Origin of the sequence: Paucibacter sediminis (assembly GCF_030254645.1) — a bacterium.
Lineage (GTDB): Bacteria > Pseudomonadota > Gammaproteobacteria > Burkholderiales > Burkholderiaceae_C > Paucibacter_B > Paucibacter_B sediminis.
The window spans coordinates 3,766,990-3,792,384 of the sequence record NZ_CP116346.1 but is presented as its reverse complement, the minus strand read 5'-3'; the positions used below and the strand labels follow the sequence as shown (position 1 = coordinate 3,792,384).

The following is a 25,395-nucleotide window of genomic DNA, read 5'->3' as shown; positions in this document are numbered from 1 at the left end:
GCAAGTCGGCAAGCCCAGCCGCTGTTGTGACGACAGCTTCAGGTGCACGCATTGGAGTGAGACATCCATGCCCCGTGATGCAATCCCCTGCGCCGTGCAGGACCTGTCGGCCTTCGCCAAGACGCTGCGCAGCCAGCTGCAAGCGCATGCCGAGAGCGCGGCCGAAGCGCCCAGCCACCTGACGTTGATGAATATGCTGGCGCGCGCCGCCGGCCATCGCAATCTGCAGGCACTGAAGGCCAGCCATGCCGCCCAGCCGGGCAGCAGCCATGGCCAGGCGACGCTGCCCGCACGCCAGCGCACCCAGCCGGCCCATGGCCCGCGCCTGCCTGGTCTTAGCGAAACGGCCGACCGCGCCTTGCGCCAGTTCGACGAACAGGGCCGGCTGGCGCGCTGGCCCACCAAGTACAGCGTGCAGCGCCATGCCATGTGGGGCTTGTGGATGCATTTCGATCCCAAGCGCCCCTACACCGAGCGCGAGGTCAACGAGATCCTGAAGTCGCGCCACAGCTTTGGTGACCACTGCACCTTGCGGCGCGAACTCGTCAACATGCGCCTGCTCGAGCGCACCGCTGACGGCGCCTGCTATCACAAGGTGGCGGCACGCCCCGACGCGGACGTGGCCGCCCTGCTGAAGGCCCTACGCCTGCGCGGCTAGGGCCGGCTGCAGCGCGGCCATGAAGCGCTGCAGTGCCGCAGCCTCGAGGAAGGGCTGGGCCGTGGGCTCGAAGTCCAGCTGTGCCGCCGGCAGCGCTGCCTGACCCTCATGCGCGGCCAGCAGGCCGGCATCCAGGCTGCCCGGCACCAGCAGTTGCCAGCTCAGCAGACCGCGGCTGCCGCCGGCCACGCGGGCCACGCGCTGGGCCCGCTGTGCGGGATTCCAGGGCAGATCGGCATGCAAGAGCAGCGCCACGCCGGCGGCGCTCAGATCCAGGCCCGGGCAGGCTGCATCCACCGCCAGCAAGACCTGACCCTGCTCGCCCTGCCATTGCGCCAGCTCGGCCGCGCGCTGCGCGGGTGTCTGGTCGCGGCGCAGGCTGGCCACGGCCAGGCCCAGCTCGGCGAGCCCCTGGGCCAGCATGGCCGCGGTGGCATCCTGCTGCACCGCGATCACCAGCTTCTGCGTCAGCGCCGGCATGATCTGCGGCAGCAGGGCCACGATGGCTTGCAGCTTGGCCGCGCAAGCCGGCTGGCCGACGGCAGCCTCACGCAAGCGCGCCACCGCGCGCAGCAGTTGCAACTGCTCGGCATGGGCCAGATAGCCCAGGCGCTGCCAGCGCTGCAGCAGCTGCCTGCTCTGCGCCAGTGCCTCCGCATCGGGCTGCACGCCATCGGCCTGCACCCAGAGCGGCTGTTCCAGCGACAGCGGCAGGGTCTGGCCCAGATCGCGCTTGCGGCGGCTCAGCATCACCATCTGCAGGGCCTCGCGCTGCTGGCGCTTGGAGGCATCCGCGCCCAGTGCGCGCAACTGTGCCAGCGGGCCGCGGCGCTGCGCGTCCAGCCAGTCCGCCAGCGCGTCCAGCTGGGGCTCGCCCAGCAGTTCGCGATCGGCCAGCAGCCACAGCCAGGGCGCCTGCACCGCAAGCAGCGGGCCCAGCTCGGCGAGCTCCTGCACCGCATCGACGATCAAGCAGTCCGCCGCTTCGTCGCCGCGCAGCTCAGCGGGCGCCAGCAAGCGCAGCTCGGCCGGCCAGCCACCCAGGAGGCGTTGCGCCTCGGCCTGCCAGGCTGCGTGGCGCTCGGCCGGCGCCACCAGCAGACCCCGGCCCAGGCCGAACTGCAACGCCGCCAGACGCCAGGCCGCCAGCGCGGGGGCGCGCTGCGACAGACCCAGATCGTCGGCCAACAGGGCGCGGCCGGCGCAGACGGCGAACAGCGCCGCCTCCCACTGGAAACCATGCAGGGGCGCCTGCAGCAGCGTGGCCAGACCCTGACCGTCCGGATACGCGGCCTCCAGGCGCAGCACGCGCGCCTCGGCGTCGCGGCCCGGGGCCAGCTGCAGCCAGACCTCGTCGGCGACGCGCAGCTCATGGCCGGCGTCGGCGGCCAGCGTCAGCAAGCGCTGCAACTGCTGCTCCATCGGCTGCGCATCCAGCACCAACCCAGAGGGCGCATCGGCACCAGGCTGCAGCAACAGGCCGCGCTGCAGGCCCTGGTCCAGCGTCAGGACGCTGTACGCCGGCGGCACCGGCGGCGTCAGTGGAGCTTCAACAACAGGCTTGGTCTTGCGCGCGGCGGGTTTCTTGCGGGCCGCAGGTTTGGCGGTAGCCACCACGGCCGGCGCTGCCACTGCCTCAGCCGGCTTGGCCTTGCTGCGTGCCGCCGCCTTGCGTGCCGGCTTGGCCTTGGGCTCGACCGGCGCAGGGGCTTCCACCACCTTGGCCGCTGCGGCCGCCTTGGTCTTCTTCGGCGCCGGCTTCTTGGCCGCGGCCTTGCGCGCCGGCTTGGGCTCGCTGACGACCTCGCTCACGACCTCGCTGACAGCCTTGCTCACGGCCGGCTTGGTTGCGGGTTTCTTCGCCGCTGCCTTCTTTGCAGTCTTGCGCGCCGGCTTGGCGGGGACCTTGGCTTCGACAGCAGCCTCGGCAATGGGTTCTGCCGCCTTGCGGCGGCTCTTGATGGACGTGGCCATGGATGCTTGAAAAGGAAAATTCAGCTCGTGATCAGCTCGGCGGGGCACCAGCCCCGCAGGCTGTTGAAAAAGGCCAGCGCCTGGGCTCTTGCCAGGTCGCTCTTGAGGAGGCGTGCTTCGCGCACGCGCCCCTGGGCCAGCAGCTCCTCGCGCAGCACGCCCGGCAACAGGCCGGATGCGCGTGCGGGCGTGAGCCACTCGCCGTCAATCTGGAGTGCGATATTGCCGAAGCTGCACTCGGTGAGTTCCTCTTGGGTGTTCCACAGCAGCAGGTCGAAGGCTGCCGCCGGCTTGTGGCGTGCGCAGGCTTCATAGAGCTCGCGCCGCGTGGTCTTGTGTTGCACGAATTCTGCCGCAGCGCCGAGGCTGGCGATGGGCTCGGGCGCCAGCGCCAGCCGCAGCGGCAGGGGGCTGGGCGCGTAGGCCAGCGCTTCGGCATGGATGGCGCCCTGCGCGTCCAGCGTCAGCCGCACGCGCCAGCAGCCCTCGCCATGCTGCGCCGCCAGGGCCTGCAGGGCCTCGCGCACGCGCGCCGGCGAAAGCCTGAGCCCGAAATGCTGGGCGGTACGCTGCAGCCGCGCCAGATGGCCGGGCAGGCGTTGGTAGGCGCCCTGCTCCAGCCTGAGCGTTTCCAGCGCCGCGATGGGCGCCTCGGCACGCAGCAGAAAGCGCGTCTTGGCGCGCCATTCGGCCAGCTCGGCGGCAGGCTCGGAGTCCAGCGTGATGGCGCTGCCGATGCCGCATTGCAGGCGCTCGCCCTGCCACTCGACGGTGCGTATCGGCACATTGAAGGTCGCCACGCCGCCCGGCTGCATGAGGCCCAGCGCGCCGCAGTACCAGCCGCGCGCGTCCGGCTCCAGCTCACGGATGATCTGCATCGCCCGCACCTTGGGCGCGCCGGTGACCGAACCGCAGGGAAACAGGGCCGCGAACACCTCGGCCAGGCTCAGCCCGGGGCGGCTCACCGCCGTGACGGTGGAGGTCATCTGCCAGACCGTGGGCAGGGCATGCAGCTCGAACAGGCGCGGCACGCGCACCGAGCCCAGCGTCGCCACGCGGCCCAGGTCGTTGCGCAGCAGGTCCACGATCATCAGGTTCTCGGCGCGTTCCTTCTCGCTGGTGCGCAGATAGGCTTGCGCGGCCTCGTCCTCCACCACATCGTTGCCGCGCGGCGCCGTGCCCTTCATGGGCTGGGCGGCGAGCAGCCAGCTGCGCTGGCTCTCGGGTAGCGGGCGCCAGTCGAAGAACAGCTCGGGCGAGACGCTGGCCACACCGGCGCTGCGCAGGAACAGCGAGAAGCCGCCCGGCTGCTGCGCATGCAGGGCCAGGAAGAGCCGAGCCGGATCGAGGTCCGCCGGCAGTGCCGCGTGCAGCCGCGTGGTCAGGTTGATCTGGTAGCAGTCGCCGGCGCGGATCCACTCGCGCACCCGTTCGATCTGCACGGCCTCGTCGGCGTCGGCCTGCACGTCCGCCCAGCCCAGCGGGCCGGTGAAGCAGTCCGCCTCCGCCGGCCAGGGCTGCGGGGCCTGGTGGTAGATCGCGAACTCGGCCAGCGGCTGCGCGCTTGCCCGCGTGGCCAGCGCCGCGTCGAGCGCACCGGCGGCCTCGTAGCGCAGCCCACCCAGCACCCAGGCACCCGCGCGCGCGGCCTGCTGGGCCTGGGCGATCACGCCGGCCAGCTCGCCCGGGCTGTGCGCCAGCAAGCGCTGCGCCGGCGCCTCGTAGAAGGCACCACGCAGGCGCTCGCCGTCTTCGCGGGCGAGCGGATGGCGCGGAAAGTCAAAGGCCGCCCAGAGCTGCTCGGGGCGGCGCGTGCTGCTCATGGCCGAGGCTTCAGAGGCTCAGGAAATGCGTGCGGTAATAGGCCAGCTCGTCGATGGACTCATGGATGTCGGCCAGCGCGGTATGCGCCTGGGCCTTCTTGAAACCTTCGATGATGCCGGGCTTCCAGCGCCGCGCCAGTTCCTTCAGCGTCGAGACATCGAGATTGCGGTAGTGGAAGAAGTCTTCCAGCGAGGGCATGTAGTTGGCAAGGAAGCGGCGGTCCTGGCAGATGCTGTTGCCGCACATCGGCGACTTGCCGGCCGGGACATAGGCCTTCAGGAATTCGATGGTCTTGGCGGCCGCTTCTTCCTCGCTCACCGTCGAGGCCTTGACGCGATCGATCAGGCCGCTCTTGCCATGGGTGCCCTTGTTCCAGGCATCCATCTTGTCCAGGGTCTCGTCGCTCTGATGGATGGCAAACACCGGGCCTTCGACGCGCACTGTCAGCTGGGCGTCGGTCACCACCACCGCCACCTCGATGATGCGGTCCCTGTCCGGGTAGAGGCCGGTCATTTCAAGATCGATCCAGATCAGGTTCTGCTCATGCGTTGCCAGGGTGGCCACGGGGCTCGTGTTCTCGGTCATGCGTCGGTTCCAGTACGTTCGTCGCCGCTATTGTCGCAGGCCTACACTTGCGGCCCATGCAGCCGACGTTTCTTCCCACACTCTCCCCCGCAGCCCTGAGCATCGCCTTTGTCATCGCCCTGCTGCTCTCGCTGGCGCTGCGGCTGTGGCTGGCGACGCGCCAGATCCGCCACGTGATGGCGCACCGCGAGGCCGTGCCCGCCGCCTTTGCCGCCACCGTGCCCCTGGCCGCCCACCAGAAGGCCGCCGACTACACGGTGGCACGCAGCCGTTTCGGCATCCTCAACATGGCCTTCGGTGCCGCCGTGCTGATCGCCTGGACGCTGCTGGGCGGGCTCGACGCGCTGAACCTGGCACTGCAGGATGCGCTGCTTGCGCGCTTCGGCGCGATGGCCTACCAGCTCGGCTTGCTGGTGGCCTTCACGCTGATCGGTGCGCTGATCGAGCTGCCCTGGGAGCTCTACAACACCTTCCGGTTGGAGCAACGCTTCGGCTTCAACCGCACCACGCTCAAGCTCTATGTGCTCGATGCGCTCAAGGGCGCCCTGGTCGGCGCCCTGATCGGCCTGCCGATTGCGGCGCTGATCCTGTGGCTGATGGGCGCCGCAGGAGCGGCCTGGTGGCTGTGGGCCTGGGGGGCCTGGGTGGGCTTCAACCTGCTCATCATGGTGCTCTACCCGACCGTGATCGCGCCGCTGTTCAACAAGTTCGAGCCGCTGGCCGATGCCGGCCTGCGCGAGCGCGTGGAAGCCCTGATGGCGCGCTGCGGCTTCGCCGCCAAGGGCCTGTTCGTGATGGACCGCAGCCGGCGCTCCGCGCATGGCAATGCCTATTTCACCGGCATCGGCGCGGCCAAGCGGGTGGTGTTCTTCGACACCCTGCTGGCGCGCCTGAACGGCCCCGAGGTGGAGGCGGTGCTGGCGCATGAGCTGGGCCACTTCAAGCACAAGCATGTGCTCAAGCGCATGCTGAGCCTGTTTGCGCTGAGCCTGCTGGCCTTCGGCCTGCTCGGCTGGCTGAGCCGCCAGACCGGCTTCTACCTGGCCTTCAGCGTGCAGCCCAATATGGCCGCCCCCAATGACGCGCTGGCGCTGCTGCTCTTCATGCTGGTGCTGCCGGTGTTCGGCTTCTTCTTCACCCCGCTCTCGGCCCTGATCTCGCGCAAGCACGAGTTCCAGGCCGATGCCTATGCCTGCGCCCAGGCCAGCGGTGCGGACCTGGCCGCCGCCCTCTTGAAGCTGCACGAGGACAATGCCGGCACGCTCACGCCCGACCCGGTCTACGCGCGCTTCTATTACTCCCATCCCCCTGCCAGCGAACGCCTCGCTGCGATCCTGAAATGAACCTGCTGCTCGCCCAATGCACGCCCCAGCGCGAGGCCCTTGCCGCCGAACAACTGCCTGATTGGCTGGCCCAGGTGCCCGGCTGGTTGCCCGACCCCGAGGCCAAGCTGATAGCCCTCCGCTTCGAGTTCGAGAACTTCTACCAGGTGATGGCCTTCGTCAACGCGGTGGCCGAGATCGCCCATGCGCAGGACCACCATCCCGAGCTGATGATCAGCTACAGCGTCTGCACGGTGAGCTTCAGCACCCATAGCGCGCAAGGCCTGACCCGCAATGATTTCATTTGCGCGGCGCAGGTGAGCGCGCTGCCGGAAGCCAGCGCCGCATGACGGCCAAGTTCGCCACGCTCGATCTCGGCCTGGTGGTGCGCGGCCATGGCCGCCACTACATCATCGAGGACAGCGAGGGCCGGCGGCGCGTCTGCCACCCGCGCGGCAAGAAGAGCGATTGCGTGGTCGGCGACATGGTGCGCTGGGCCGAGGTGAGCAGCGACGAGGGCGTGGTGGAAGCGGTGGAGCCGCGCCGCAACCTGCTGTTCCGCCAGGACGAATGGAAGACCAAGAGCTTTGCCGCCAATCTGGACCAGCTGCTGGTGCTGGTGGCGGTGGAGCCGGTGTTCAGTGAGTCGCAGCTGACGCGCGCGCTGATTGCGGCCGAGAGCGCCGGCATTGCCGCCACCATCGCGCTCAACAAGACCGACCTGCCCGGCGCCGCCACTCAGCGCGCGCGCCTGCAGCCCTACCGCGACATGGGCATCGAGGTGCTGGAGGTGGCGCTGAAGGCCGACCCGCTGGCCTCGCGCGCCCTGCTGGCGCCCTGGCTGGAAGGCAAGCGCAGCTTTGTGCTGGGGCCCAGCGGCACCGGCAAGAGCACGCTGATCAATCTGCTGATTCCCAATGCCGCCGCCCAGGTGGGCGATATCTCGGTGGCGCTGAACTCGGGCCGCCACACCACCACCACCACGCAGTGGTACTGGATGGACGAGCGGCGCCAGACGGCGCTGATCGATTCACCCGGCTTCCAGGAATTCGGCCTCAAGCAGATCGAGCCCATGCAGCTGCCACTGCTGATGCCCGACCTGAAGAAGCATGCGGACCATTGCCGCTTCTACAACTGCACGCACATGCACGAGCCCGGCTGCGGCGTGCGCGACGCGGTGGACGCTGGGCTGATCAGCCCCTCGCGCTACCGCATCTATGGCGAGATCCTGCAGGAGCTGAGCAGCAAGCGCTGGTAAGCGGCCCTACTCGAGCCGCGGCGTCACGGCGGGCACCTCGCGCGCCTCCACGTCCACCACCTCGCCCGCGGGCCTGGCACGCGCGGCGCCACCCGGACGGAACTGGCGCGCGCGCGCAAAGCCGGACAGATCGACCACCGGTTTGCGGCCGCGCAGCAGGCTCCAGAGCACCAGGCCCAGCACCGTCACCAGGGCCACGGCCATCAGGCCCAGCACCAGCAGCACGGTGAAGACCGTGAAGACCAGGCGGGCGACAAGGGACAACACAGCAGAGATCAAGGCATTCCTCTCTCGGTCAATTCAATTCAGCCACGCCCCACGAAGGGCATGTTGGTGGCCATCACGGTCATGTTCAGCACATTGGCCGAGAGCGGCAGGCCGGCCATATAGAGCACCGCGCTGGCGGCATGGGCCACATCCATGGTGGCCTCGGCCATCAGGCTGCCATTGGCCTGCGGCACGCCGCGCGTCATTGGCATGGCCATCTCGGTGAGGGCATTGCCGATGTCGATCTGGCCGCAGGCGATGTCGAAGGCGCGCCCGTCCAGCGCCAGCGCCTTGGTCAGGCCGCTGATGGCATGCTTGGTCGCGGTATAGGGCGCGGAGTTGGGCCGCGGCGCATGCGCCGAGACCGAGCCGTTGTTGATGATGCGGCCACCGCGCGGCGATTGCGACTTCATCAGCGCAAACGCGGCCTGGGCGCAGTAGAAGCAGGCGTTCAGATTGACGTTCACCACCGCCTGCCATTGCGCCGCGTTGAGCTGGTCCACCGGCACCGCCGGGGCGCTGATGCCGGCATTGTTGAAGAGCAGGTCGAGGCGGCCGAACTCGGCCTTGACGCGTGCAAACAGCGCCTGCACCGCCTCGGGGTCGCTGACGTCGGCCGGCAGCACCAGCGCGCGCGCCGGCACGGCCGCCAGCCCGGCGGTTTCCTCCAGCGGCGCCACGCGCCGGCCCACCAGGGCGACGCGGTAACCGGCGTCCAGCAGGGCCAGTGCCGCGGCGCGGCCAATGCCGGTGCCGGCACCGGTGACGAGTGCGGTTCGATGTGCCGTGTCGCTCATGCCATCCATCCCAACAAGATGGGCTGGATCATAGGCAAGGTTTCATCAGCGCGCTGCCGCCGTGGGGTTGGCCAGGGCCAGTTGCTGTGCGTCCGCCGCATCCTGGCGCTTGCCTTCGATGACCACGCGCGGCAGCTGCGCCACGCCGTGCTCGGCCTGGCTGGTGCCGGTGATCACCACGCGCGGCAGGGTCTCGACATGGCTGCCGACATCGGCCTGCACCGAGCCCATCATCAGCACGCCACTGGCAAGACCTGTCACCACGCCCAGCACCAGGGCCAGGCTCTTGACGCGGTCGTAGCGGTCGTAGCAGTAAACGGTGTTGGTTGTTGCGCTCATCTCAGCCTCCTTGGGTGGCGGGCTGCGCCCGCGGCATGGACTGAAATGTGCCTGGGGCAAACCCTAGGCTCCAGCCACATGCGACCAAGGCACGGCCTGGGAGGATGAATTGCGCTTGGCCGGGATGAACGGGTAAACCCTAGACCCTCCGCGAAGGCAAATCAGCCCAGGCAGATGCCGAGGCTGCGTGCGCGCAGCAGCAACTCGTCGTCCAGGCCCACCTGGCGGGCCCGGCCCGCCACATCGCCCAGCGGCACGGACGTGCATTGGTTGCCCTGCAGCGCCACCATGCGGCCAAACTGCCCCCGCATCACCAGCTCGGCGGCGGCCACGCCGAAGCGGGTGGCCAGCACACGGTCGAATGCGGTGGGATGGCCGCCGCGCTGCAGATGGCCCAGCAAGGTGTAGCGCAGCTCGGTCTCGGCTCCCAGCAGGGGCTCGAGTTCGTGCATCAGGCGCTGGCCGATGCCGCCCAGGCGGATGGGGTCAGGGCTTGCCTCCAGGTATTGCTGCACGCTGAACTCGCCGCCCTCGGGCTTGGCGCCCTCGGCCACGCACAGCAGCGCATAGCCCTGCTCGGCCATGCGCTGGCGGCAGAAGGCGGCCACGCGCTCGGTGTTGTAGGGCAGCTCGGGCAGCAGGATGGCATCGGCCCCGCCGGCCAAGCCGCCCTCCAGCGCGATCCAGCCGGCATAGCGGCCCATGGTCTCCAGAATCATCACCCGGCCATGGCTGCGCGCGGTGGTCTCCAGCCGGCCCAGCGCCTCGGCCACCACCGCCACCGCGGAATCGAAGCCGAAGCTGCGCTCGTTCAGCGCCAGGTCGTTGTCGATGGTCTTGGGCACGCCCACCACCGGCACGCCCAGGCGCGCAAAACGCTCGGCAATCGTCATGGTGCCGTCGCCGCCCACAACCACCAGGCTGTCGATGCCCTGCCGGCCCAGGAAGTCGAGCGCGCGGCCTGAGCAATCGCTGCCATTGGCGCCGAAGTAGTGAAACGGATCGGCACGGTTGTGCGTGCCCAGCAGGGTGCCGCCCACATTGACGATGCCGCGCACCGCGGCCTCGTCCAGCGGCCGGCTGCGCCCCTCCAGCAGCCCCAGGAAGCCGCGCTCGATGCCGCTCACGCGCGCGCCGCAGCCATGCATCAGCGCCAGGCTGACGGCGCGTATCACCGCGTTGAGGCCCGGGCAATCGCCGCCGCCGGTCAGGATGCCTACATGCATGCCTTGCTCCTGTGCTCTGTTCAGGCCGGGATCAGCCCGCGCGCGCGCAGCATCGGCTGCACCACCGCATCGCGGCCACGGAAGGCGCGGAAGGCCGCGCCCGGTTCGCGGCTGTTGCCCACCGAGAGTATGCAGTCGACCAGGCGCTGCGCCACCCCGGCGTCGAAGGCACTGCCGGCCTCGACAAAGGCCTCGAAGCCATCGCAATCCAACACCTCGGCCCAGAGGTAGACGTAGTAGCCGGCCGCATAGCCGCTGCTGGAGAACAGATGCTGGAAATGCGCCAGGCGGTGGTTCATGCCGATTGCGGCCGGCAGGCCGGCCGCACGCATGGTCTCGGCCTCGAAGGCCGTGATGTCCGGCCCCTCGGCGGCGCCCAGCGAGTGGGCGGCCAGGTCGACGATGGCGGAGGCGCAGTAACGCACCGTCTCGTAGCCCTGGTTGAAATGCTCGGCCGCCTTGAGCTTGGCCAGCAGCGCATCGGGGATGGCCTCGCCGGTCTTGACATGGCGCGCATGCTTCTTCAGCACCTCGGGCTCGGCCATCCAATGCTCGAAGATCTGCGAGGGCAGCTCGACAAAATCGCGCAGCACCTGGGTGCCGGAGAGGCGCTCGAACTCCACGTCCGACAGCAGGCCGTGCAGGCCATGGCCGAACTCGTGGAACAGCGTGCGCACGTCGTCAAAGCTCAGCAGCGTGGGCTCGCCGGCCGCGCCCTTGGCGAAGTTGTTGTTGTTCAGGATGATGGGCAGGGTGCGGCTGCCCTCGCCCTGCAGATTGCGCGCCTGCCAGCGCAGCGCATTCATCCAGGCGCCGCTGCGCTTGGTGGGGCGCGCGAAGTTGTCGTGCAGGAACACGCCGCGCAGTTCGCCGGCAGCGTTCTGCACCTCGTAGACCCGCACGTCCGGGTGGTAGGCCGCCACCTCGGGCTGGTACACGAAGCGCAGGCCGAACAGGCGCTGGGCGCAATCGAACAGCGCCTGCACCATCGCATCCAGTGCGAAGAAGGGCTTGACCTGGGCATCGTCCAGCTCGTAGCGCACCTGGCGCACCTTCTCGGCGTAGTAGCGCCAGTCCCAGGCTTCCAGGCCATGGGCATGGCCCAGCGCCGCCATCTCGCCCTCCAGCAGCTCGCGCTCGCGCTGGGCCGCCGCCTTGGCGGGCTCCCACACTTGGTCCAGCAGGCCCTGCACCGCGGCGCGGCTGCCGGCCATGGTGTCGGCCAGCGCGTAGTCGGCATAGCAGGCATGGCCATGCAGGCGCGCCTGCTCGTTGCGCAGGCTCAGGATCTCGCGCGCGATGGCCCGGTTGTCGGTGGCGCCGTCGTTCTCGCCGCGGCTGGTCCAGGCGCGCCAGGCCTGCTCGCGCAGGTCGCGGCGCTCGCTGAAGCTGAGGAAGGGCACGATCAGCGAGCGCGACAGCGTGATCGCGTACAGGCCCGCATCGAGGCCGCGGTCCAGCGCCGCCTGGCTGGCGCTGGCGCGCACGAAGTCGGGCAGGCCGGCCAGCTCGGCCTCGCTGCGCAGCAGCAGCTGGTAGCCGTTCTCGTCGGCCAGCACGTTCTGCGCGAACTGGGTGTTGAGCTCGGCCAGGCGCTCCATCACCTGGGCATAGCGCTGTTGCTCGGCCGGGGCCAGGCGGGCACCCGCGCGCACGAAGTCCAGGTGCACGCGCTCCAGCAGGCGCAGCTGCTCGGGGCTCAGGCCCAGCGCGGTACGCTGCTGGTAGAGCGCATCGACGCGCCGGAACAGCCCGGCATGCATGTAGACGGCGCTGTTGTGCGCCGCCAGCGGTGCGGCCAGGGCGCGCTGGGCGGCCTGCAGCTCGGGTGAGGTGGCCGAGGCCGACAGGGTGTAGAACGCATGTTCCAGTGCCGCCAGCAGGCGGCCGCTGCGGTCAAAGGCCGCCAGGGTGTTGGCAAAGCTGGGCGCCTGCGCTTGCGCGGCGATGGCGTCGAGCTCGGCGCGATGCGATCGCAGCGCGGCCTCGAAGGCGGGGGCGAAATGCGCCGCCTCGATCTGTGCGAAGGGGGGCAGGCCGTAGTGAGTGTTCCAGGTTTGCAGCAGAGGGTTGCTTGTCGTCATGGCAGGTCCGGTGATGGCGCCGTTGATTGTAAAAACGGCGCCTGCCCCGGGTGGGGGCGGCGCCGTTGTCTGTGCGAGCTGCAAGCCCGCGCTCGCGACTTACTTCATTTCCTTCTTGATGGCGATCTCGTCCGCCTCGTCATAGGCCTTGTTGGCGCAGGACTTCTTCCATTCGTCGTGCTTGTCGAAGTAGTTGTCGACACGGGTGGACAGCTCGTCCTTGGCCTTGTTGTGGGCCTCGACCTTGGTGTCGAAGCTCTTGCGCTCGGCCAGATAGGCGTCCTTGGACTTGTTGTGCGCCTCGATGCGCTCGTTCAAGGCATTCGCCTTGGCCATGTACTCGTCCTGCTTGGCCTTGAGCTCGGCCTTCTCCAGCTTGGAGGCCTGCGCGGTGATGTCGGCATGCATCTTCAGCAGCGCGTCCTGCTCGGCCTTGATGGCGTTGACATTGGCGGACAGCGCTTCCTCGCGCTTGGGGAACTCGTTCTTGGCCGCCAGCAGGGCTTCGCGCTCGGCCTTCTGCTCGGCCTCGACGACCTTGATCGCCTTGGCCTCTTCGTCGTTGGCGGCCTGGGACTTCATGCAGGCACGCAGCTCGTCGCGCGTCATCAGCACCTGCTTGGGCTTCTCCACGACCGGTTTGCTGACCTTGTTGTTCTTGGGGTCGACCTTGGCGTTGGGGTTGACCGTCTGGGCCTGCGCCAGGACGGGCACCAGGGCGGCGAGGCAGACGGAGAGAAGCAGTCGTTTCATGGCAGAACTCTAGCGTGGGCAAAGGCGGCAATCATGCCACGAGGCGCGGCCAAGGATAATCCGCAGCTTTCCTCATCCGGCATTCCCCATGGCAATCAAGGCCACCATCTACAAAGCCACGCTGCAGATCTCCGACATGGACCGCCATGTCTATGGTGAACATGGCCTGACCATCGCCCGCCACCCCTCCGAAACCGACGAGCGCATGATGCAGCGCGTGCTGGCCTTTGCCATGCACCTGCCGGCCGACGATCTGCAGGGCAAGCTGGAATTCAGCAAGGGCCTGTCCGATGTGGACGAGCCCGAGCTCTGGCAGCGCGACCTGACCGGCGAGGTGGTGCACTGGATCGACCTGGGCCAGCCCGATGAGCGCCGCATCCGCCAGGCCTGCGGCAAGGCGCAGCGCGTCACGGTCATCAGCTATGCCAGCAGCACCCCGGTGTGGTGGGCCGGCATCGAGAACAAGCTGACCCGCCTGCCCAAGCTGGCGGTCTGGCAGATCCCCGCCGAGCAGAGCCAGGCCCTGGCCGCGCTGGCCGAGCGCGGCATGCAGCTGCAGATCAGCATCCAGGACGGCGCCGTCTACGTCTCCACCGAGAAGGGCTCGGTGGAGATCAGCCCGCTGTGCCTGCGCGCGGCCGCTGCCTAGGGCGCATAAAGCCACCATGGCCATCGACAGCACGCCCGCCGACCCGCATGCCTGGCTCGAGGAGGTGCTGGCGCCGGCCGCACTGGACTGGGTACGTGCGCACAACGCCCGCACCCAGCAGCAGCTCGAGGCCGCACCGCAGTACCCGCGCCTGCGCCGGGACTTGCTGGCGATCCTCAACGCCAGCGACCGCATCCCCGGCGTGATGCGCATGGGCCCCTGGCTCTACAACCTCTGGCAGGACGAGCAGCACAGGCGCGGCCTGTGGCGCCGCACCAGCCTGGCCGAGTACCGCAAGCCCGAGCCGGCCTGGGAGACCGTGCTGGACCTCGACGCGCTCGGCGCGGCCGAGCAGGAAAGCTGGGTCTTCCAGGGAGCCCAGGGCCTGGCGCCCGACTACCGGCGCTGCCTGCTGACGCTCTCGCGCGGCGGTGCGGATGCCAGCGTGGTGCGCGAATTCGATACCGTCGACAAGCGCTTTGTGGCCGGCGGCTTCGAGCTGCCCGAGGCCAAGAGCGAGATCGAATGGGCGGACGCCGACAGCGTCTATGTGGGCACCGATTTCGGCCCCGGCAGCCTCACCGACTCGGGCTATCCGCGCGTCATCAAGCGCTGGCAGCGCGGCACGCCGCTGAGCGCCGCCCGCACCGTCTTCGAGGGCGAGCGCAGCGATGTGGCGGTATCGGTGCATGTCGAGCGCACGCCCGGTCATGCGCGCACCCTGTTCACCCGCGCCATCGATTTCTACCACCAGACCGAGTTCCTGCTGCAGGACGGCCAGTTGTTGGCGCTGGACCTGCCCAGCGATGCGCAGCTCTGCTTCTGGGGCCCGCGCCTGCTGGTGGAGCCGCGCAGCGACTGGACGCTGGGCGGCCAGACCTTTGCCGCCGGCTCGCTGCTGCTCACCGATGCGGCGGCCTTTCTGAACGGAGCGCGCCGGTTCCAGGCGCTCTTCACGCCCGGCCCGGCGCGCACCCTGGCCGGCTACACCACCACGCGCCAGCACCTGCTGCTGAACATCAGCGAGAACGTCGCCAGCCGGCTGGAGGAATGGAGCTTTGCCGACCCGGCCGCGCCCCGGCTGCGGCCGGTCCAGGCCCCCTTCCCCGGCACGCTGAGCCTGGCCAGCCTGCACGATGAGGAGCTGGCTGATGACGATCTGGCCGACGCCTATTTCGTCCATTACGCCGACTTCCTCACCCCCGACACCCTCTACCTCGCCAGCGCCGGGAGCGACGCGCGCGAGCTGCTGAAGCAGCGCGAGCCGCAGTTCGATGCCGACGGCATGCGCGCCGTACAGCATTTCGCCCACAGCCGCGACGGCACCCGCGTGCCCTATTTCGTGGTCTGGCCCCGCGGCGCCCAGGCCGACGGCAGCAACCCCACCCTGCTCTATGGCTATGGTGGCTTCGAGATCTCCATGCAACCCGGCTACTCGGGCGGCCGCGGGCGCGCCTGGCTGGCCGAGGGCGGCGTGTTCGTGCTGGCGAATATCCGCGGCGGTGGCGAGTTCGGCCCGGCCTGGCACCAGGCCGCCATCAAGGCCGGCAAGCAGCGCAGCTTCGACGACTTCATCGCCGTGGCCGAGGACCTGATCGCCCGGCGCATCACCAGCCCCCGGCACCTGGGCATCATGGGCGGCAGCAATGGCGGCCTGCTGGTCGGCGCGAGCTTTGTGCAACGGCCCGAGCTCTTCAATGCGGTGGTCTGCCAGGTGCCGCTGCTCGACATGCGCCGCTATCACCGGCTGCTGGCCGGCGCCTCCTGGATGGCCGAGTATGGCGACCCCGATCAGGCCGCCGAATGGGCCTTCATCTCCGCCTACAGCCCCTACCAGAACCTCAAGCCCGGCCTGCCCTACCCCAAGCCCCTGTTCACCACCTCGACGCGCGACGACCGCGTGCACCCGGGCCACGCCCGCAAGATGGTGGCGCGCCTGAGCGAGCTCGGCCACGCAGTGCTGTACTACGAGAACATCGAGGGCGGCCATGGCGGCGCGGCCGACAACGAGCAGCGCGCCAGCCTGCAGGCGCTGGAATACAGCTATCTCTGGCAGCAGTTGGCCTAGCGCTGAGGGCCAGGTCTTGACACACAATGGCGGCCACGCCCTCAAGGAGCCCGCCATGTCGCTCAACAAAACCATTGCCGCCGCGGCCCTGCTCGCGCTGAGTCTCGGTGCCCAGGCCGCCTTCCCCGACAAGCCAGTGAAGATCATCATCGGCTTCCCCGCCGGCGGGCCGCTGGACGCCCATGCCCGCCTGATGACCGACCGCCTGCAGGCCCTGCTGGGCCAGCCGGTGATCGTTGACTACAAGGCCGGCGCCGGCGGCAGCGTGGGGGCCGAATTCGTGGCCAAGTCGCCCGCCGACGGCTACACCCTGCTGCTGGCCAATACCGGCACCATGGTGATCAACCCGGCGCTCTATGCCAAGCTGGGCTACAGCACGCTGAAGGACTTCGCGCCGGTGGCGCGCACCGCCCAGCAGCCGCTGGCCATGGTGGTGCACCCCGGGGTCGAGGCCAAGACCCTGAGCGAGTTCATCGCGCTGGCGCGCAAGAACCCCGGCAAGTTCAACTACGGCTCGGCCGGCAACGGCGGCATCTCGCACCTGGTGCCCGAGATGTTCAAGCAGGCCACCGGCATCTTCATGGTGCACATCCCCTACCGCGGCAGCGCCCCGGCCTTCACCGACCTGATGGGCGGCCAGGTGCAGTTCATGGCCGAATCGATCCCGCAGGCGGCCAGCTACGCCAAGCAGGGGCGCGTACGCGCCCTGGCCGTCACCGGCGCCAAGCGCAACCCGGCGCTGCCGGAGGTGCCCACCATGGCCGAGGCCGGTGTGAAGGACTTCGAGGTGGTGGGCTTCTACGGCATCCTGGCGCCGGCCGGCACGCCCAAGGACGTGGTGGCGAAGCTGGGCGAGGCCTTCCGCCAGACCCTGGACACGGCCGAGATCCGCAGCAAGATGGTGAGCCAGGGCGCCGACCCGGCCTTCCTCGGCCCGGACGCCTTCACGGCGCAGTTGCAGCGCGAGCTGCCGCGCTGGGCCGACGCGGTGAAGCGCTCCGGCGCCAAGGTGGACTGATGGCGCTGCAGATCCGGCACGACGCGGCGACCCGTCAGTTCTGGGCCGAACCCTTGCCCGGCCAGCGCTGCGAGCTGGACTACCTGCTGCGCCCCGGCCAGGTGGTGTTCCACCACACCGGCGTGCCGCGCGCGCTGGAGGGCCGCGGCCTGGCGGCGCAGTTGGTCGCGCATGGCCTCGCCTGGGCGCGCGCGCAGGGCCTGAAGGTCGTGCCCAGCTGCAGCTATGTCGATGCCTTCATGCGCCGCCACCCGGAGTGGCAGGATCTGCGCGCCTGAACTCAGGCGCGCGGCCGGCGCCGCGGCAGCGACAGCGCGAACAGACCCAGCGCGGCCAACAACACCGTCGACGGCTCGGGCAGCGCCTGCATCGACGTGACATGGCCAATCACATAGCCATAGTCGCCGCAACCATCCACCCAGTTGTTCGGGTCATGGTCGTAGCGGCACACAAAGAACTGGTTCACAAACAGCTTGCTGACATCGAAGGCCTGCGTGGGCATGAGGTCGCCAAGAACCGTCAGCAGACTCAGGTCCAGCGAACGCATGATCAGGCTGGCATTCATGTCGATGTTGTGGCCGTTTACCTGGCCACTGAACTCGTCGGTCAAGCCGAAGGAAACGCCATCGACCTGCTTGCTGGGATCATCGGGCGCGAAGTAGCCATCGCGCACGATGATGTCCTGCTGCACATCGTTGTCGAGCGTCGCGTCGACCGCACCGGACTTGACGGACATGCCCAGCGAGTTGTTGAAGAAGTTGTAGCGGTAGCCGCTGCCGTCCTTGGGATCCAGCAGCTTGTTGCGCAGCGCCTGCGCACTGTCGAAGCTGACCGTCAGCTCGAAGGTTCGCCCAACCGCAATGTCGGCGTTCAGATCGGCCCAGTTGGTGCGATCCACCTCGTCAAACACGCCCGAGAACAGCCATCTGACGGGCGCCGCCTGCGCCGGCGCAGTGGCCAGCAGGGTGACGCCAAGCAAGAGCCCAATGACGCTGCGACGCATAGTCGTTCTCCTTGAAACAGGACAAGGAAGGCATGCCGAAAGTAACGGCCCGGTGGACGATAGCACCGCGCACCAGGCGGCACACCCCGCGTTCGTGGGTCTCGAAAACACGCATGGAAACGGCGCCCTGGCGCGGGCGGCTGCGTCCTAGCGCGCGGCCGGCGTGCTCGACAGCAGGCGGCTGACATCCTGGCGAAAGCGCTCGAAGTCGAGCGGCTTGGTCCAGTAGTCGAGCGCACCCGCCGCCCGCGCCGCCTGCGCATCCTCGGCCGCGGCGCTGGCCGAGAGCGCCACCACCCGCAGGCCGGCGCTGGTGGGGTCGGCGCGCAGGGCCTGCAGCACCTGCTCGCCGCTGCCATCGGGCAGGCGCATGTCCAGCAGGATCAGATCGGGCGCGCAGCTGCGCGCCAGCTGCAGGCCCTCGGCGACGCTCTCGGCCTTGAGCAGCTCCACATCGGGCCAGGCCAGCAGCAGCTGCTCCACCAGCAGCATATTGACCTCGTTGTCCTCGATGCACAGCACGCGCCCGCGGGGCAGTGCCGCGGCGCCGGGCTCGGCCAGGGGCAGGCTCACGCTGAACGCGCTGCCCTCACCCAGGCGGCTCTGCACGGCGATCTCGCCGCCCATCATCTGCAGCAGCTGCCGCGTCAATGCCAGGCCGATGCCGGTGCCCTGGATGGCGCTGTGCTCACGGCCCAGGCGGTTGAAGGGTTCGAACAGATGCGTTTGCTGCTCGGCACTGAGCCCCAGGCCCGTGTCGCTGACGGTGATGCGGGCGCGGCCGTCCGGCGCGTCGAGCTCGAGCCGCAGCTCGCCCTGCTCGCGGTTGTACTTGATGGCATTGCTGAGCAGGTTCAGCACCACCTGGCGCAGGCGCACCGGATCGCCCTGCACGCGCAGGTCGGCACTGCTGCGAAAGCGCGGCTCGGCGCGCAGGCCGCGCGCCAGCGCCAGCGGCAGGCTCATCTCCCAGGCCTCGTCCAGCACCGCGCGCAGCGAGACCTCGCTGACGCGCAGTGCCACCCGCCCGGCCTCGATGCGCGAGACGTCCAGCACATCGTCGATCAGCTCGGTGAGGTGCCAGCCGGCGCGCTCGATATGGTCCAGATGCCGATGCGGCGTGCCCTGCTGCTGCGGCAGCTCGGCGCGCAGCAGCTGGGCAAAGCCCAGCACCGCGTTCAGCGGCGTGCGCAGCTCATGGCTCATGCGCGAGAGGAAATCGGTCTTGGCACGGTTGGCCGCCTCGGCCACCGCCTGGGCCTGGCGCGCCTGCTCGGCCAGCTGAGCCTGGTTGAGCTCGCGCATCACGCGGCGCACCGCATGGCGCTGCCAATGCTGGTGCACGCGCACATTCAGGCCCAGGCCGGGCAGGGCCAGTGCGGCCCAGACCCAGGCCTGCTCGGGCATCTGCAGCATGGCCAGGGCGGCCATGGCCAGCAGTGGCAGGGAGGTCAGCAGCAGGGACAGGCGCGCGGTGGGCACGGCGGCACGCCGCACGCGCAGGCGCCGGCCTCGGAACAATGGCATGTCAGGGCACTCGGGGCTTCTATTTCAACAGCCGGCATTGCACCCGCATGCGCCGCCCGGCGTCTTAATCAAGATCAAGGGCGGCGATAGAAAAAATCAGGAAGGCTCGCGCTCCTGCAGCAAACGCCACATCACCTTGCCCGAGCCCGACTTGGGCAGGCTGTCGGCGAACTCGATGATGCGCGGCACCTTGTAGGCCGCCATATGCTCGCGCGACCAGGCGATGATGTCCTCGGGCGTGGTCTTGCCCCTGGCCTCGGCGCGCAGCACCACCACCGCCTTGACGGTCTCGCCGCGATAGGCGTCGCGCGCCGCGATGATGCAGGCCTCCTGCACCGCCGGATTCTTGTAGAGCAGCAGCTCCACCTCGGAGGGCCAGACCTTGTAGCCGCTCGCATTGATCATGCGCTTGAGGCGGTCGGTGATGAAGAAATAGCCCTCCTCGTCCATGCGCCCCAGATCGCCGGTGCGGAAGAAGCGCTTGCCCTCGCGCTCGATGAAGGCGGCGACCGTGGCCTCCGGCTGGTGCCAATAGCCCTTGAACACCATCGGGCCGCTGGTGATGATCTCGCCCACCTCGCCGATCGGCAGCTCCTCCAGCGTGACCGGGTCGATGATGCGCGAATCGACGCCGAAGATCGGTATGCCCAGGCATTGCAGCTTGGCGCGCTCGGGCGGGTTGCCATGCGAGGGCGCGGCGGTCTCGGTGAGGCCATAGCCCTCGGCAAAGGTGAGTCCGAACTCGCGCTGCAGGCGCTCGGCCACCGCCTGCGGCATCGCCGCGCCACCACCGCTCAGATAGCGCAGGCTGGAGAGGTCGAAACGCTGGTAGTTGGGGCTGCCGAACAGGTCGATGATCATGGTCGGGATGCAGGTCCAGTGCGTGACCTTGTGCCGCGAGATCAGCTGGCCGGCGAGCTCGCGCTCCCAGCGCGGCATGATGACGATGCTCATGCCCAGGAACACCGGGCCCAGCACGCCGTAGAGCAGGCCGGTGATGTGGAACATCGGCACCACCGCCAGGCAGATCGCCTCGGCCGAGGCATAGCCCCATTGGCCACCGCCGCAGGTGTTGGCCATCAGCGTGCGGTTGCTGTGCATGCAGCCCTTGGGCAGGCCGGTGGTGCCCGAGGTATAGGGCAGCAGGGCCAGATCGTCGGATTTCGCCTGATGCGGGCCGGGCTGCAGGCCGGCGGCCAGCGCCTCCATCCAGCGCACCACGCCAGCCGGCAGGGCCGGGTCGGCCATCAGCCATTGGCGCATCGCCTCCGGCATGTCGGCGGCCGGCCCGTCCGCCGGCAGGGCATCGGCATAACGGGTGACCAGCATGGCCGGCAGGCGACGCTCGGGCGGCAGGGCGGCGTTGGCCGCGGCCACCACGTCCACCAGGTCGGCGCTGCAGATCACCAGCTTGGTCTGGGGATCGGTGATGTAGTGGCCGAACTCCTCGGCGCGGTTCATCGGATTCACCGGCACCACCACCGCGTTGGCGCGGTTGACCGCGTAGAAGGCGACCAGGAACTGCGGGCAGTTCTGCATGAAGAGGGCCACGCGGTCGCCCGCACCCACCCCTTGCGCCTGCAGCCAGCCGGCCAGGGCCAGGGCTTCGTCATGCAGCTCGCGGTAGCTCTTGACCGCGCCGCAATACAGCGTGGCCGGCTTGTGCGGATAGCGTTGCGCCGCCACCTCGAGGTTGAACCACAGCGAGGTCTCGGGGATCTCCAGCTCCAGGGGCAGGCGCTTTGGCCAATGGCTACGCTGGGCGATCTGCTGGGGGCTTGCGGTCTCTGCGCTCATGGGGGTTTGTCTCCTGTTTACGCGCATCTTCCACGGCCGCGCGCCCCCTGCCTGTCTCAGCAGCGACACGCCCGGCCGAGCGCAGCGGCCGGTTGATTTCAAATTTGACAGAAAATACCCGTCCAGCAGGGTCCCATGTCGCGGCCCACTCCCCGAGCTTTCCCCCCGAGCCTCCATGTCAACCATTCTTCAGCACATCCCCGCCGGCCAGAAGGTCGGTATCGCCTTCTCCGGCGGCCTGGACACCAGCGCGGCCCTGCACTGGATGCGCAACAAGGGCGCCATCCCCTACGCCTACACCGCCAATCTGGGCCAGCCCGACGAGCCGGACTACGACGAGATCCCGCGCAAGGCTATGCAGTACGGTGCCGAGAAGGCGGTGCTGGTGGACTGCCGCGCCCAGCTGGTGCACGAGGGCATCGCCGCGCTGCAAAGCGGCGCCTTCCACATCAGCACCGCCGGCGTGACCTACTTCAACACCACGCCGATCGGCCGGGCCGTCACCGGCACCATGCTGGTGGCCGCGATGAAGGAAGACGATGTCAACATCTGGGGCGATGGTTCCACCTTCAAGGGCAACGACATCGAGCGCTTCTACCGCTACGGCCTGCTCACCAACCCGGCGCTGAAGATCTACAAGCCCTGGCTGGACCAGACCTTCATCGACGAACTGGGCGGCCGCGCCGAGATGTCGGCCTTCATGAGCAAGGCCGGCTTCGGCTACAAGATGTCGGCCGAGAAGGCCTACTCCACCGATTCCAACCTGCTGGGCGCCACCCACGAGGCCAAGGACCTGGAGCACCTCAACTCGGGCATCAAGATCGTCAACCCCATCATGGGCGTGGCCTTCTGGCGCGAGGACGTGGCGATCAAGGCCGAGGAGGTCTCGGTGCGCTTCGAGGAGGGCATGCCGGTCGCGCTCAACGGCGTCGAGTACAGCGACCCGGTGGCCCTGCTGCTGGAAGCCAACCGCATCGGCGGCCGCCATGGCCTGGGCATGAGCGACCAGATCGAGAACCGCATCATCGAGGCCAAGAGCCGCGGCATCTACGAGGCCCCTGGCCTGGCCCTGCTCTTCATCGCCTACGAGCGCCTGGTGACCGGCATCCACAACGAGGACACCATCGAGCAGTACCGCGAGAGCGGCCGCAAGCTCGGCCGCCTGCTCTACCAGGGCCGCTGGTTCGACCCGCAGGCCATCATGCTGCGCGAGGCCGCGCAGCGCTGGGTGGCGCGCGCCGTCACCGGCGAGGTGGTGCTGGAGCTGCGCCGCGGCAACGACTACTCGCTGCTGGACACGCGCAGCCCCAACCTGACCTACCAGCCCGAGCGGCTTTCGATGGAGAAGGTCGAGGACGCGCCGTTCTCGCCGGCCGACCGCATCGGCCAGCTGACCATGCGCAACCTCGACATCGTCGACACGCGCGCCAAGCTGGCCACCTATGCGCAGGTCGGCCTGCTGGCGCCCGGCTCGGCCAGCGCCCTGCCCCAGCTCAAGCACGACGACAAGGCGTGAGCCTCGTGCGGCGCGCGCTGTTGACGCTGGCGGCCTCGCTGTGCCTGCCCGTCTGGGCGCTGGATGCGCCCAGCGGGCCGGTGGTGCTGAGCATCGCGGGCACGCTGCAGCAGCCCAACCGGGACGGCCGCGCGCTGTTCGACATGGCCATGCTGGAGCGCCTGCCCCAGCACAGCTTCACGACCAAGACGCCCTGGTACCCGGCGGCGCACAAGTTCACCGGCCCCCTGCTGCGCGATGTGCTGGCGGCGGCGGGCGCGCAGGGCAAGCAGATCGAGGCGATCGCGCTCAACGACTACCGCGTCAGCATCCCGATGGACGACGCCCGGCGCTACGCCGTGATCGTGGCGCGCCTGATGGACGGCGAGCCCATGTCGCTGCGCGACAAGGGGCCGCTGTTCATCATCTACCCCTTCGATGTCGAGCCGGTGCTGCGCAACAGCATCTACTACAGCCGCTCGGCCTGGCAGCTCAAAGCCCTGGAAGTGCGCTGAGTGCCCGCGACCCCGCAGCGCCGCCGCTGGCGCCTCCTGCTGGCCGCCATGGGCGGCCTGTTGGCGCTGGCCTTCGCGGCCGTGGGCCTGCTGCAGACGCGCCAGTACGAGCTGCTCAACGCCACGCACCGCTACCAGGACGATTACCTGGTCTGGAGCCTGTTCCAGTACGAGGTGGAATTCCTGCGCCTGCGCCTGTTGCTGGAGCAGGCCGCCAGCGCCGCGCCCACGGTGGACCCGGAGCAGGTCGAGCAGCGCTACGAGATCTTCGTCAGCCGCCTCAAGCTGATCGAGGGCGAACATGCCACCAAGGTGCTGGCCAACCATCCGCATTACCGCACCACCGTGGAGCGCAGCCTGCAGTTCGTCGACTGGGCCGACAAGCTGCCGCTCAACGCCCGCTATGTGCGCGAGCATGCCGAGCAACTGCGCGAGGTGCAGGCGCGCATGGAGCTGCTGGCCGCGCCGATCCGCGAACTCTCGCTGACCGCCTCGCACCATGTGGCGGCCCAGGTCACCGAGCGCAACCAGATGGTGCAGGACCAGAGCCGGCTGAGCCTCTGGCTGACCCTGCTGCAATGCGGGCTGACGCTGGGCTTCGCCTGGGTGATCGTGCGGCAGTTCCGGCGCCTGGACCATTACGCCCATGAACAGGAGACGCTGGCCGAGCATCTGCAGTCGGCGCAGCGCCAGGCCGAGGCCGGCAGCCGCGCCAAGAGCGCCTTCCTGGCCAATATGAGCCATGAGCTGCGCACGCCCATGCATGGCCTGCTGGGCATGCTGGGCCTGCTGCGCGATTCGCCGCTGAGCGCGCCGCAGCAAGCCCATCTGCAGGCGGCGCAGGACTCCGCCAAGCATTTGCTGGCGGTGCTGAACGACATCCTCGACGTCTCCAAGATGGAGGCCGGCGAACTGAGCATCCAGCCCGAGCCGATCCGTCTGGCGGCGCTGCTGCGCGAGCTGGAGGAGCTGAGCGCGCCGCAGGCGCGCGCCAAGGGGCTGGAACTGACGCTGCAGATCGGCTCCGAGTTGCCCGACTGGGTGCTGGCCGACCCGACCCGGCTGCGCCAGATCCTCTTGAACCTGATCAGCAACGCCATCAAGTTCTCCGAGCGCGGCCGTGTCGGCCTGCGCCTGAGCCGCGAGGTCGATGCGCTGGGCCTGGAGCTGCTGCGCTTCGAGGTCAGCGACACCGGCATCGGCATGGACGCCGGCACCCAGGCGCGGCTGTTCCAGCGCTTCAGCCAGGGCGATGCCAAGCGCTCGCGCCGCTTCGGCGGCGCCGGCCTGGGGCTGGAGATTTCGCGCAATCTGGCGCGCGCCATGGGGGGCGACATCCACGTCAGCAGCAGCCTGGGCCTGGGTTCGGTGTTCACGCTGGAGCTGCGCCTGCCGGCCTGCGCGGCGCCGCTGCCGGCCTCCGCGGCCATCGCCGCGCCGGCTCAGCCCGCGCAAGCGCCGCGCCCGCTGCACATCCTGGTATCGGAAGACAACGCCACCAACCGCGCCTTCCTGGAGGCGGTGCTGAGCCGCCTGGGCCACCGCGCCGAGTTCTGCGAGAACGGCTTCGACGCGCTGCAGCAGCTGCGCGCGCAGGACTTCGATCTGGTGCTGATGGACCTGCACACGCCGATGATGGACGGCTTTCAGGCAGCGCGCCTGATGCGCGGCCTGCCGGCGCCCAAATGCGATGTGCGCATCGTCGCGCTGTCGGCCGACGCCTTCGAGGAATCGCGCCAGCGCGCGATCGCCTCGGGTATGGACGGCTTCCTGGCCAAGCCGGTCAGCATGGAGGCGCTGGCGCGCTTCCTGGGTGATGCAGCGGGCGATGCGGCCGGCGACGCGGCGGCTGACGCCCAAGCGCCAAGGCCCGAGGCCGCGGGCGTCGACATCGACATGGCCGCCATCAGCACGCTGCGCCAAAGCCTGTCGGACGCCACGCTGCAGCATCTGTTCCGCACCTTCCTGGGCAGCGTGCCGAAGTTCGAGGCGGCGCTGCGCGCGGCGCTCGAGAGCGGCAGCGCCGAGGCGCTCTACCAGTCGGCCCACAGCATCAAGGGTGCGGCCGCCAATCTAGGCCTGCGCTTTGCCGCCGCGCCAGCGCTGGCGCTGGAGCTGGCGGCCAAGCAGGGTGCCACCGACCAGGCCGGCCTGCGCCAGCTCACCGAGACCCTGCTGCAGCAGCTGACGGCCAGCGCCGCCACCCTGCAGCGCCACCAATTGCTCGGTTAGCGCA

At 69.2% G+C, this 25,395-nt stretch carries 23 protein-coding genes; 11 read left to right on the top strand and 12 right to left on the bottom strand.

Annotated elements, in window-relative coordinates:
- Nucleotides 1-67 precede the first annotated feature (67 nt).
- The gene (locus PFX98_RS17585) at nt 68-658 is read left to right on the top strand and encodes a DUF2087 domain-containing protein (protein WP_285231787.1); all 591 of its coding nucleotides are present in this window, start codon (nt 68-70) and stop codon (nt 656-658) included.
- Here PFX98_RS17585 and PFX98_RS17580 read toward each other — a convergent pair.
- From PFX98_RS17580 to orn, 3 genes are all read right to left on the bottom strand, one after another.
- Complete coding sequence (locus PFX98_RS17580) at nt 641-2,494, bottom strand: helicase-related protein (RefSeq protein ID WP_285231786.1); 1,854 nt, start codon at nt 2,492-2,494, stop codon at nt 641-643. The genes PFX98_RS17585 and PFX98_RS17580 overlap by 18 nt on opposite strands.
- 158 nt (nt 2,495-2,652) lie before the next feature.
- The gene (locus PFX98_RS17575; RefSeq protein WP_285231785.1) at nt 2,653-4,455 is read right to left on the bottom strand and encodes a chorismate-binding protein; all 1,803 of its coding nucleotides are present in this window, start codon (nt 4,453-4,455) and stop codon (nt 2,653-2,655) included.
- A gap of 10 nt (nt 4,456-4,465) precedes the next feature.
- Complete coding sequence (orn, locus tag PFX98_RS17570; RefSeq protein WP_285231784.1) at nt 4,466-5,041, bottom strand: oligoribonuclease; 576 nt, start codon at nt 5,039-5,041, stop codon at nt 4,466-4,468.
- Nucleotides 5,042-5,097: 56 nt separating this feature from the next.
- On the opposite strand from orn, the gene PFX98_RS17565 reads away from it, so the two are divergent.
- The 3 genes from PFX98_RS17565 to rsgA are packed head-to-tail and all read left to right on the top strand — an operon-like array spanning nt 5,098 to nt 7,621.
- The gene (locus PFX98_RS17565) at nt 5,098-6,384 is read left to right on the top strand and encodes a M48 family metallopeptidase (protein ID WP_285231783.1); all 1,287 of its coding nucleotides are present in this window, start codon (nt 5,098-5,100) and stop codon (nt 6,382-6,384) included.
- Nucleotides 6,381-6,713 carry a 4a-hydroxytetrahydrobiopterin dehydratase gene (locus tag PFX98_RS17560; protein WP_285231782.1) on the top strand — a complete coding sequence of 111 codons (333 nt, stop codon included), beginning with the start codon at nt 6,381-6,383 and terminating at the stop codon, nt 6,711-6,713. The genes PFX98_RS17565 and PFX98_RS17560 overlap by 4 nt, the downstream gene beginning before the upstream one ends.
- Complete coding sequence (gene rsgA / locus PFX98_RS17555) at nt 6,710-7,621, top strand: ribosome small subunit-dependent GTPase A (RefSeq protein WP_285231781.1); 912 nt, start codon at nt 6,710-6,712, stop codon at nt 7,619-7,621. Before PFX98_RS17560 ends, rsgA begins: the two co-directional genes overlap by 4 nt.
- Before the next feature lie 6 nt (nt 7,622-7,627).
- Here the strand turns inward: rsgA and PFX98_RS17550 are convergent, their stop codons facing one another.
- The 6 genes from PFX98_RS17550 to PFX98_RS17525 form a co-directional block, all read right to left on the bottom strand.
- Entirely contained in the window at nt 7,628-7,888 is a 261-nt protein-coding gene (locus PFX98_RS17550; RefSeq protein ID WP_285231780.1) for a hypothetical protein, read from the bottom strand.
- Nucleotides 7,889-7,926: 38 nt separating this feature from the next.
- A complete protein-coding gene (locus tag PFX98_RS17545) occupies nt 7,927-8,685 on the bottom strand; it encodes an SDR family oxidoreductase (RefSeq protein ID WP_285231779.1) in 759 nt (252 codons plus the stop codon).
- Between the two features lie 45 nt (nt 8,686-8,730).
- Nucleotides 8,731-9,024, bottom strand: a complete 294-nt coding sequence (locus PFX98_RS17540) for a hypothetical protein (RefSeq protein ID WP_285231778.1) — start codon at nt 9,022-9,024, stop codon at nt 8,731-8,733.
- Between the two features lie 161 nt (nt 9,025-9,185).
- Nucleotides 9,186-10,250 (bottom strand): 6-phosphofructokinase, encoded by a 1,065-nt coding sequence (locus PFX98_RS17535; protein WP_285231777.1) that lies wholly within the window; start codon nt 10,248-10,250, stop codon nt 9,186-9,188.
- Nucleotides 10,251-10,270: 20 nt separating this feature from the next.
- Nucleotides 10,271-12,334: a M3 family metallopeptidase gene (locus PFX98_RS17530; RefSeq protein ID WP_285231776.1), complete on the bottom strand. Its 2,064-nt coding sequence runs from the start codon at nt 12,332-12,334 to the stop codon at nt 10,271-10,273.
- Nucleotides 12,335-12,433: 99 nt separating this feature from the next.
- Nucleotides 12,434-13,087 carry a hypothetical protein gene (locus PFX98_RS17525; RefSeq protein WP_285231775.1) on the bottom strand — a complete coding sequence of 218 codons (654 nt, stop codon included), beginning with the start codon at nt 13,085-13,087 and terminating at the stop codon, nt 12,434-12,436.
- Nucleotides 13,088-13,175: 88 nt separating this feature from the next.
- Here PFX98_RS17525 and PFX98_RS17520 point away from each other — a divergent pair, with 88 nt between their 5' ends.
- Genes PFX98_RS17520 through PFX98_RS17505 form a run of 4 tightly spaced genes read left to right on the top strand, consistent with a single transcriptional unit; the run spans nt 13,176 to nt 17,100 of the window.
- Nucleotides 13,176-13,736 carry a YaeQ family protein gene (locus PFX98_RS17520; RefSeq protein ID WP_285231774.1) on the top strand — a complete coding sequence of 187 codons (561 nt, stop codon included), beginning with the start codon at nt 13,176-13,178 and terminating at the stop codon, nt 13,734-13,736.
- Nucleotides 13,737-13,752: 16 nt separating this feature from the next.
- Nucleotides 13,753-15,804, top strand: a complete 2,052-nt coding sequence (locus PFX98_RS17515) for a prolyl oligopeptidase family serine peptidase (RefSeq protein ID WP_285231773.1) — start codon at nt 13,753-13,755, stop codon at nt 15,802-15,804.
- Nucleotides 15,805-15,859: 55 nt separating this feature from the next.
- On the top strand, nt 15,860-16,822 hold the full coding sequence (locus PFX98_RS17510; protein ID WP_285231772.1) for a Bug family tripartite tricarboxylate transporter substrate binding protein: 963 nt from the start codon (nt 15,860-15,862) through the stop codon (nt 16,820-16,822).
- A complete protein-coding gene (locus tag PFX98_RS17505) occupies nt 16,822-17,100 on the top strand; it encodes a GNAT family N-acetyltransferase (protein ID WP_285231771.1) in 279 nt (92 codons plus the stop codon). The genes PFX98_RS17510 and PFX98_RS17505 overlap by 1 nt, the downstream gene beginning before the upstream one ends.
- A 2-nt stretch (nt 17,101-17,102) precedes the next feature.
- On the opposite strand, the gene PFX98_RS17500 is transcribed toward PFX98_RS17505, so the two are convergent.
- From PFX98_RS17500 to PFX98_RS17490, 3 genes are all read right to left on the bottom strand, one after another.
- Nucleotides 17,103-17,825, bottom strand: a complete 723-nt coding sequence (locus PFX98_RS17500; RefSeq protein WP_285231770.1) for a hypothetical protein — start codon at nt 17,823-17,825, stop codon at nt 17,103-17,105.
- 147 nt (nt 17,826-17,972) lie between these two features.
- Nucleotides 17,973-19,352, bottom strand: coding sequence for an ATP-binding response regulator (locus PFX98_RS17495; protein ID WP_285231769.1), 1,380 nt, complete (start codon nt 19,350-19,352; stop codon nt 17,973-17,975).
- A gap of 96 nt (nt 19,353-19,448) precedes the next feature.
- On the bottom strand, nt 19,449-21,149 hold the full coding sequence (locus tag PFX98_RS17490; RefSeq protein ID WP_285231768.1) for a long-chain fatty acid--CoA ligase: 1,701 nt from the start codon (nt 21,147-21,149) through the stop codon (nt 19,449-19,451).
- Nucleotides 21,150-21,324: 175 nt separating this feature from the next.
- Here PFX98_RS17490 and argG point away from each other — a divergent pair, with 175 nt between their 5' ends.
- The 3 genes from argG to PFX98_RS17475 are packed head-to-tail and all read left to right on the top strand — an operon-like array spanning nt 21,325 to nt 25,391.
- A complete protein-coding gene (gene argG / locus PFX98_RS17485) occupies nt 21,325-22,665 on the top strand; it encodes an argininosuccinate synthase (protein ID WP_285231767.1) in 1,341 nt (446 codons plus the stop codon).
- Nucleotides 22,662-23,159, top strand: coding sequence for a putative pterin-binding protein (locus PFX98_RS17480; protein WP_285231766.1), 498 nt, complete (start codon nt 22,662-22,664; stop codon nt 23,157-23,159). The genes argG and PFX98_RS17480 overlap by 4 nt, the downstream gene beginning before the upstream one ends.
- A complete protein-coding gene (locus PFX98_RS17475; RefSeq protein WP_285231765.1) occupies nt 23,160-25,391 on the top strand; it encodes an ATP-binding protein in 2,232 nt (743 codons plus the stop codon).
- The last annotated feature ends 4 nt before the right edge of the window (nt 25,392-25,395 follow it).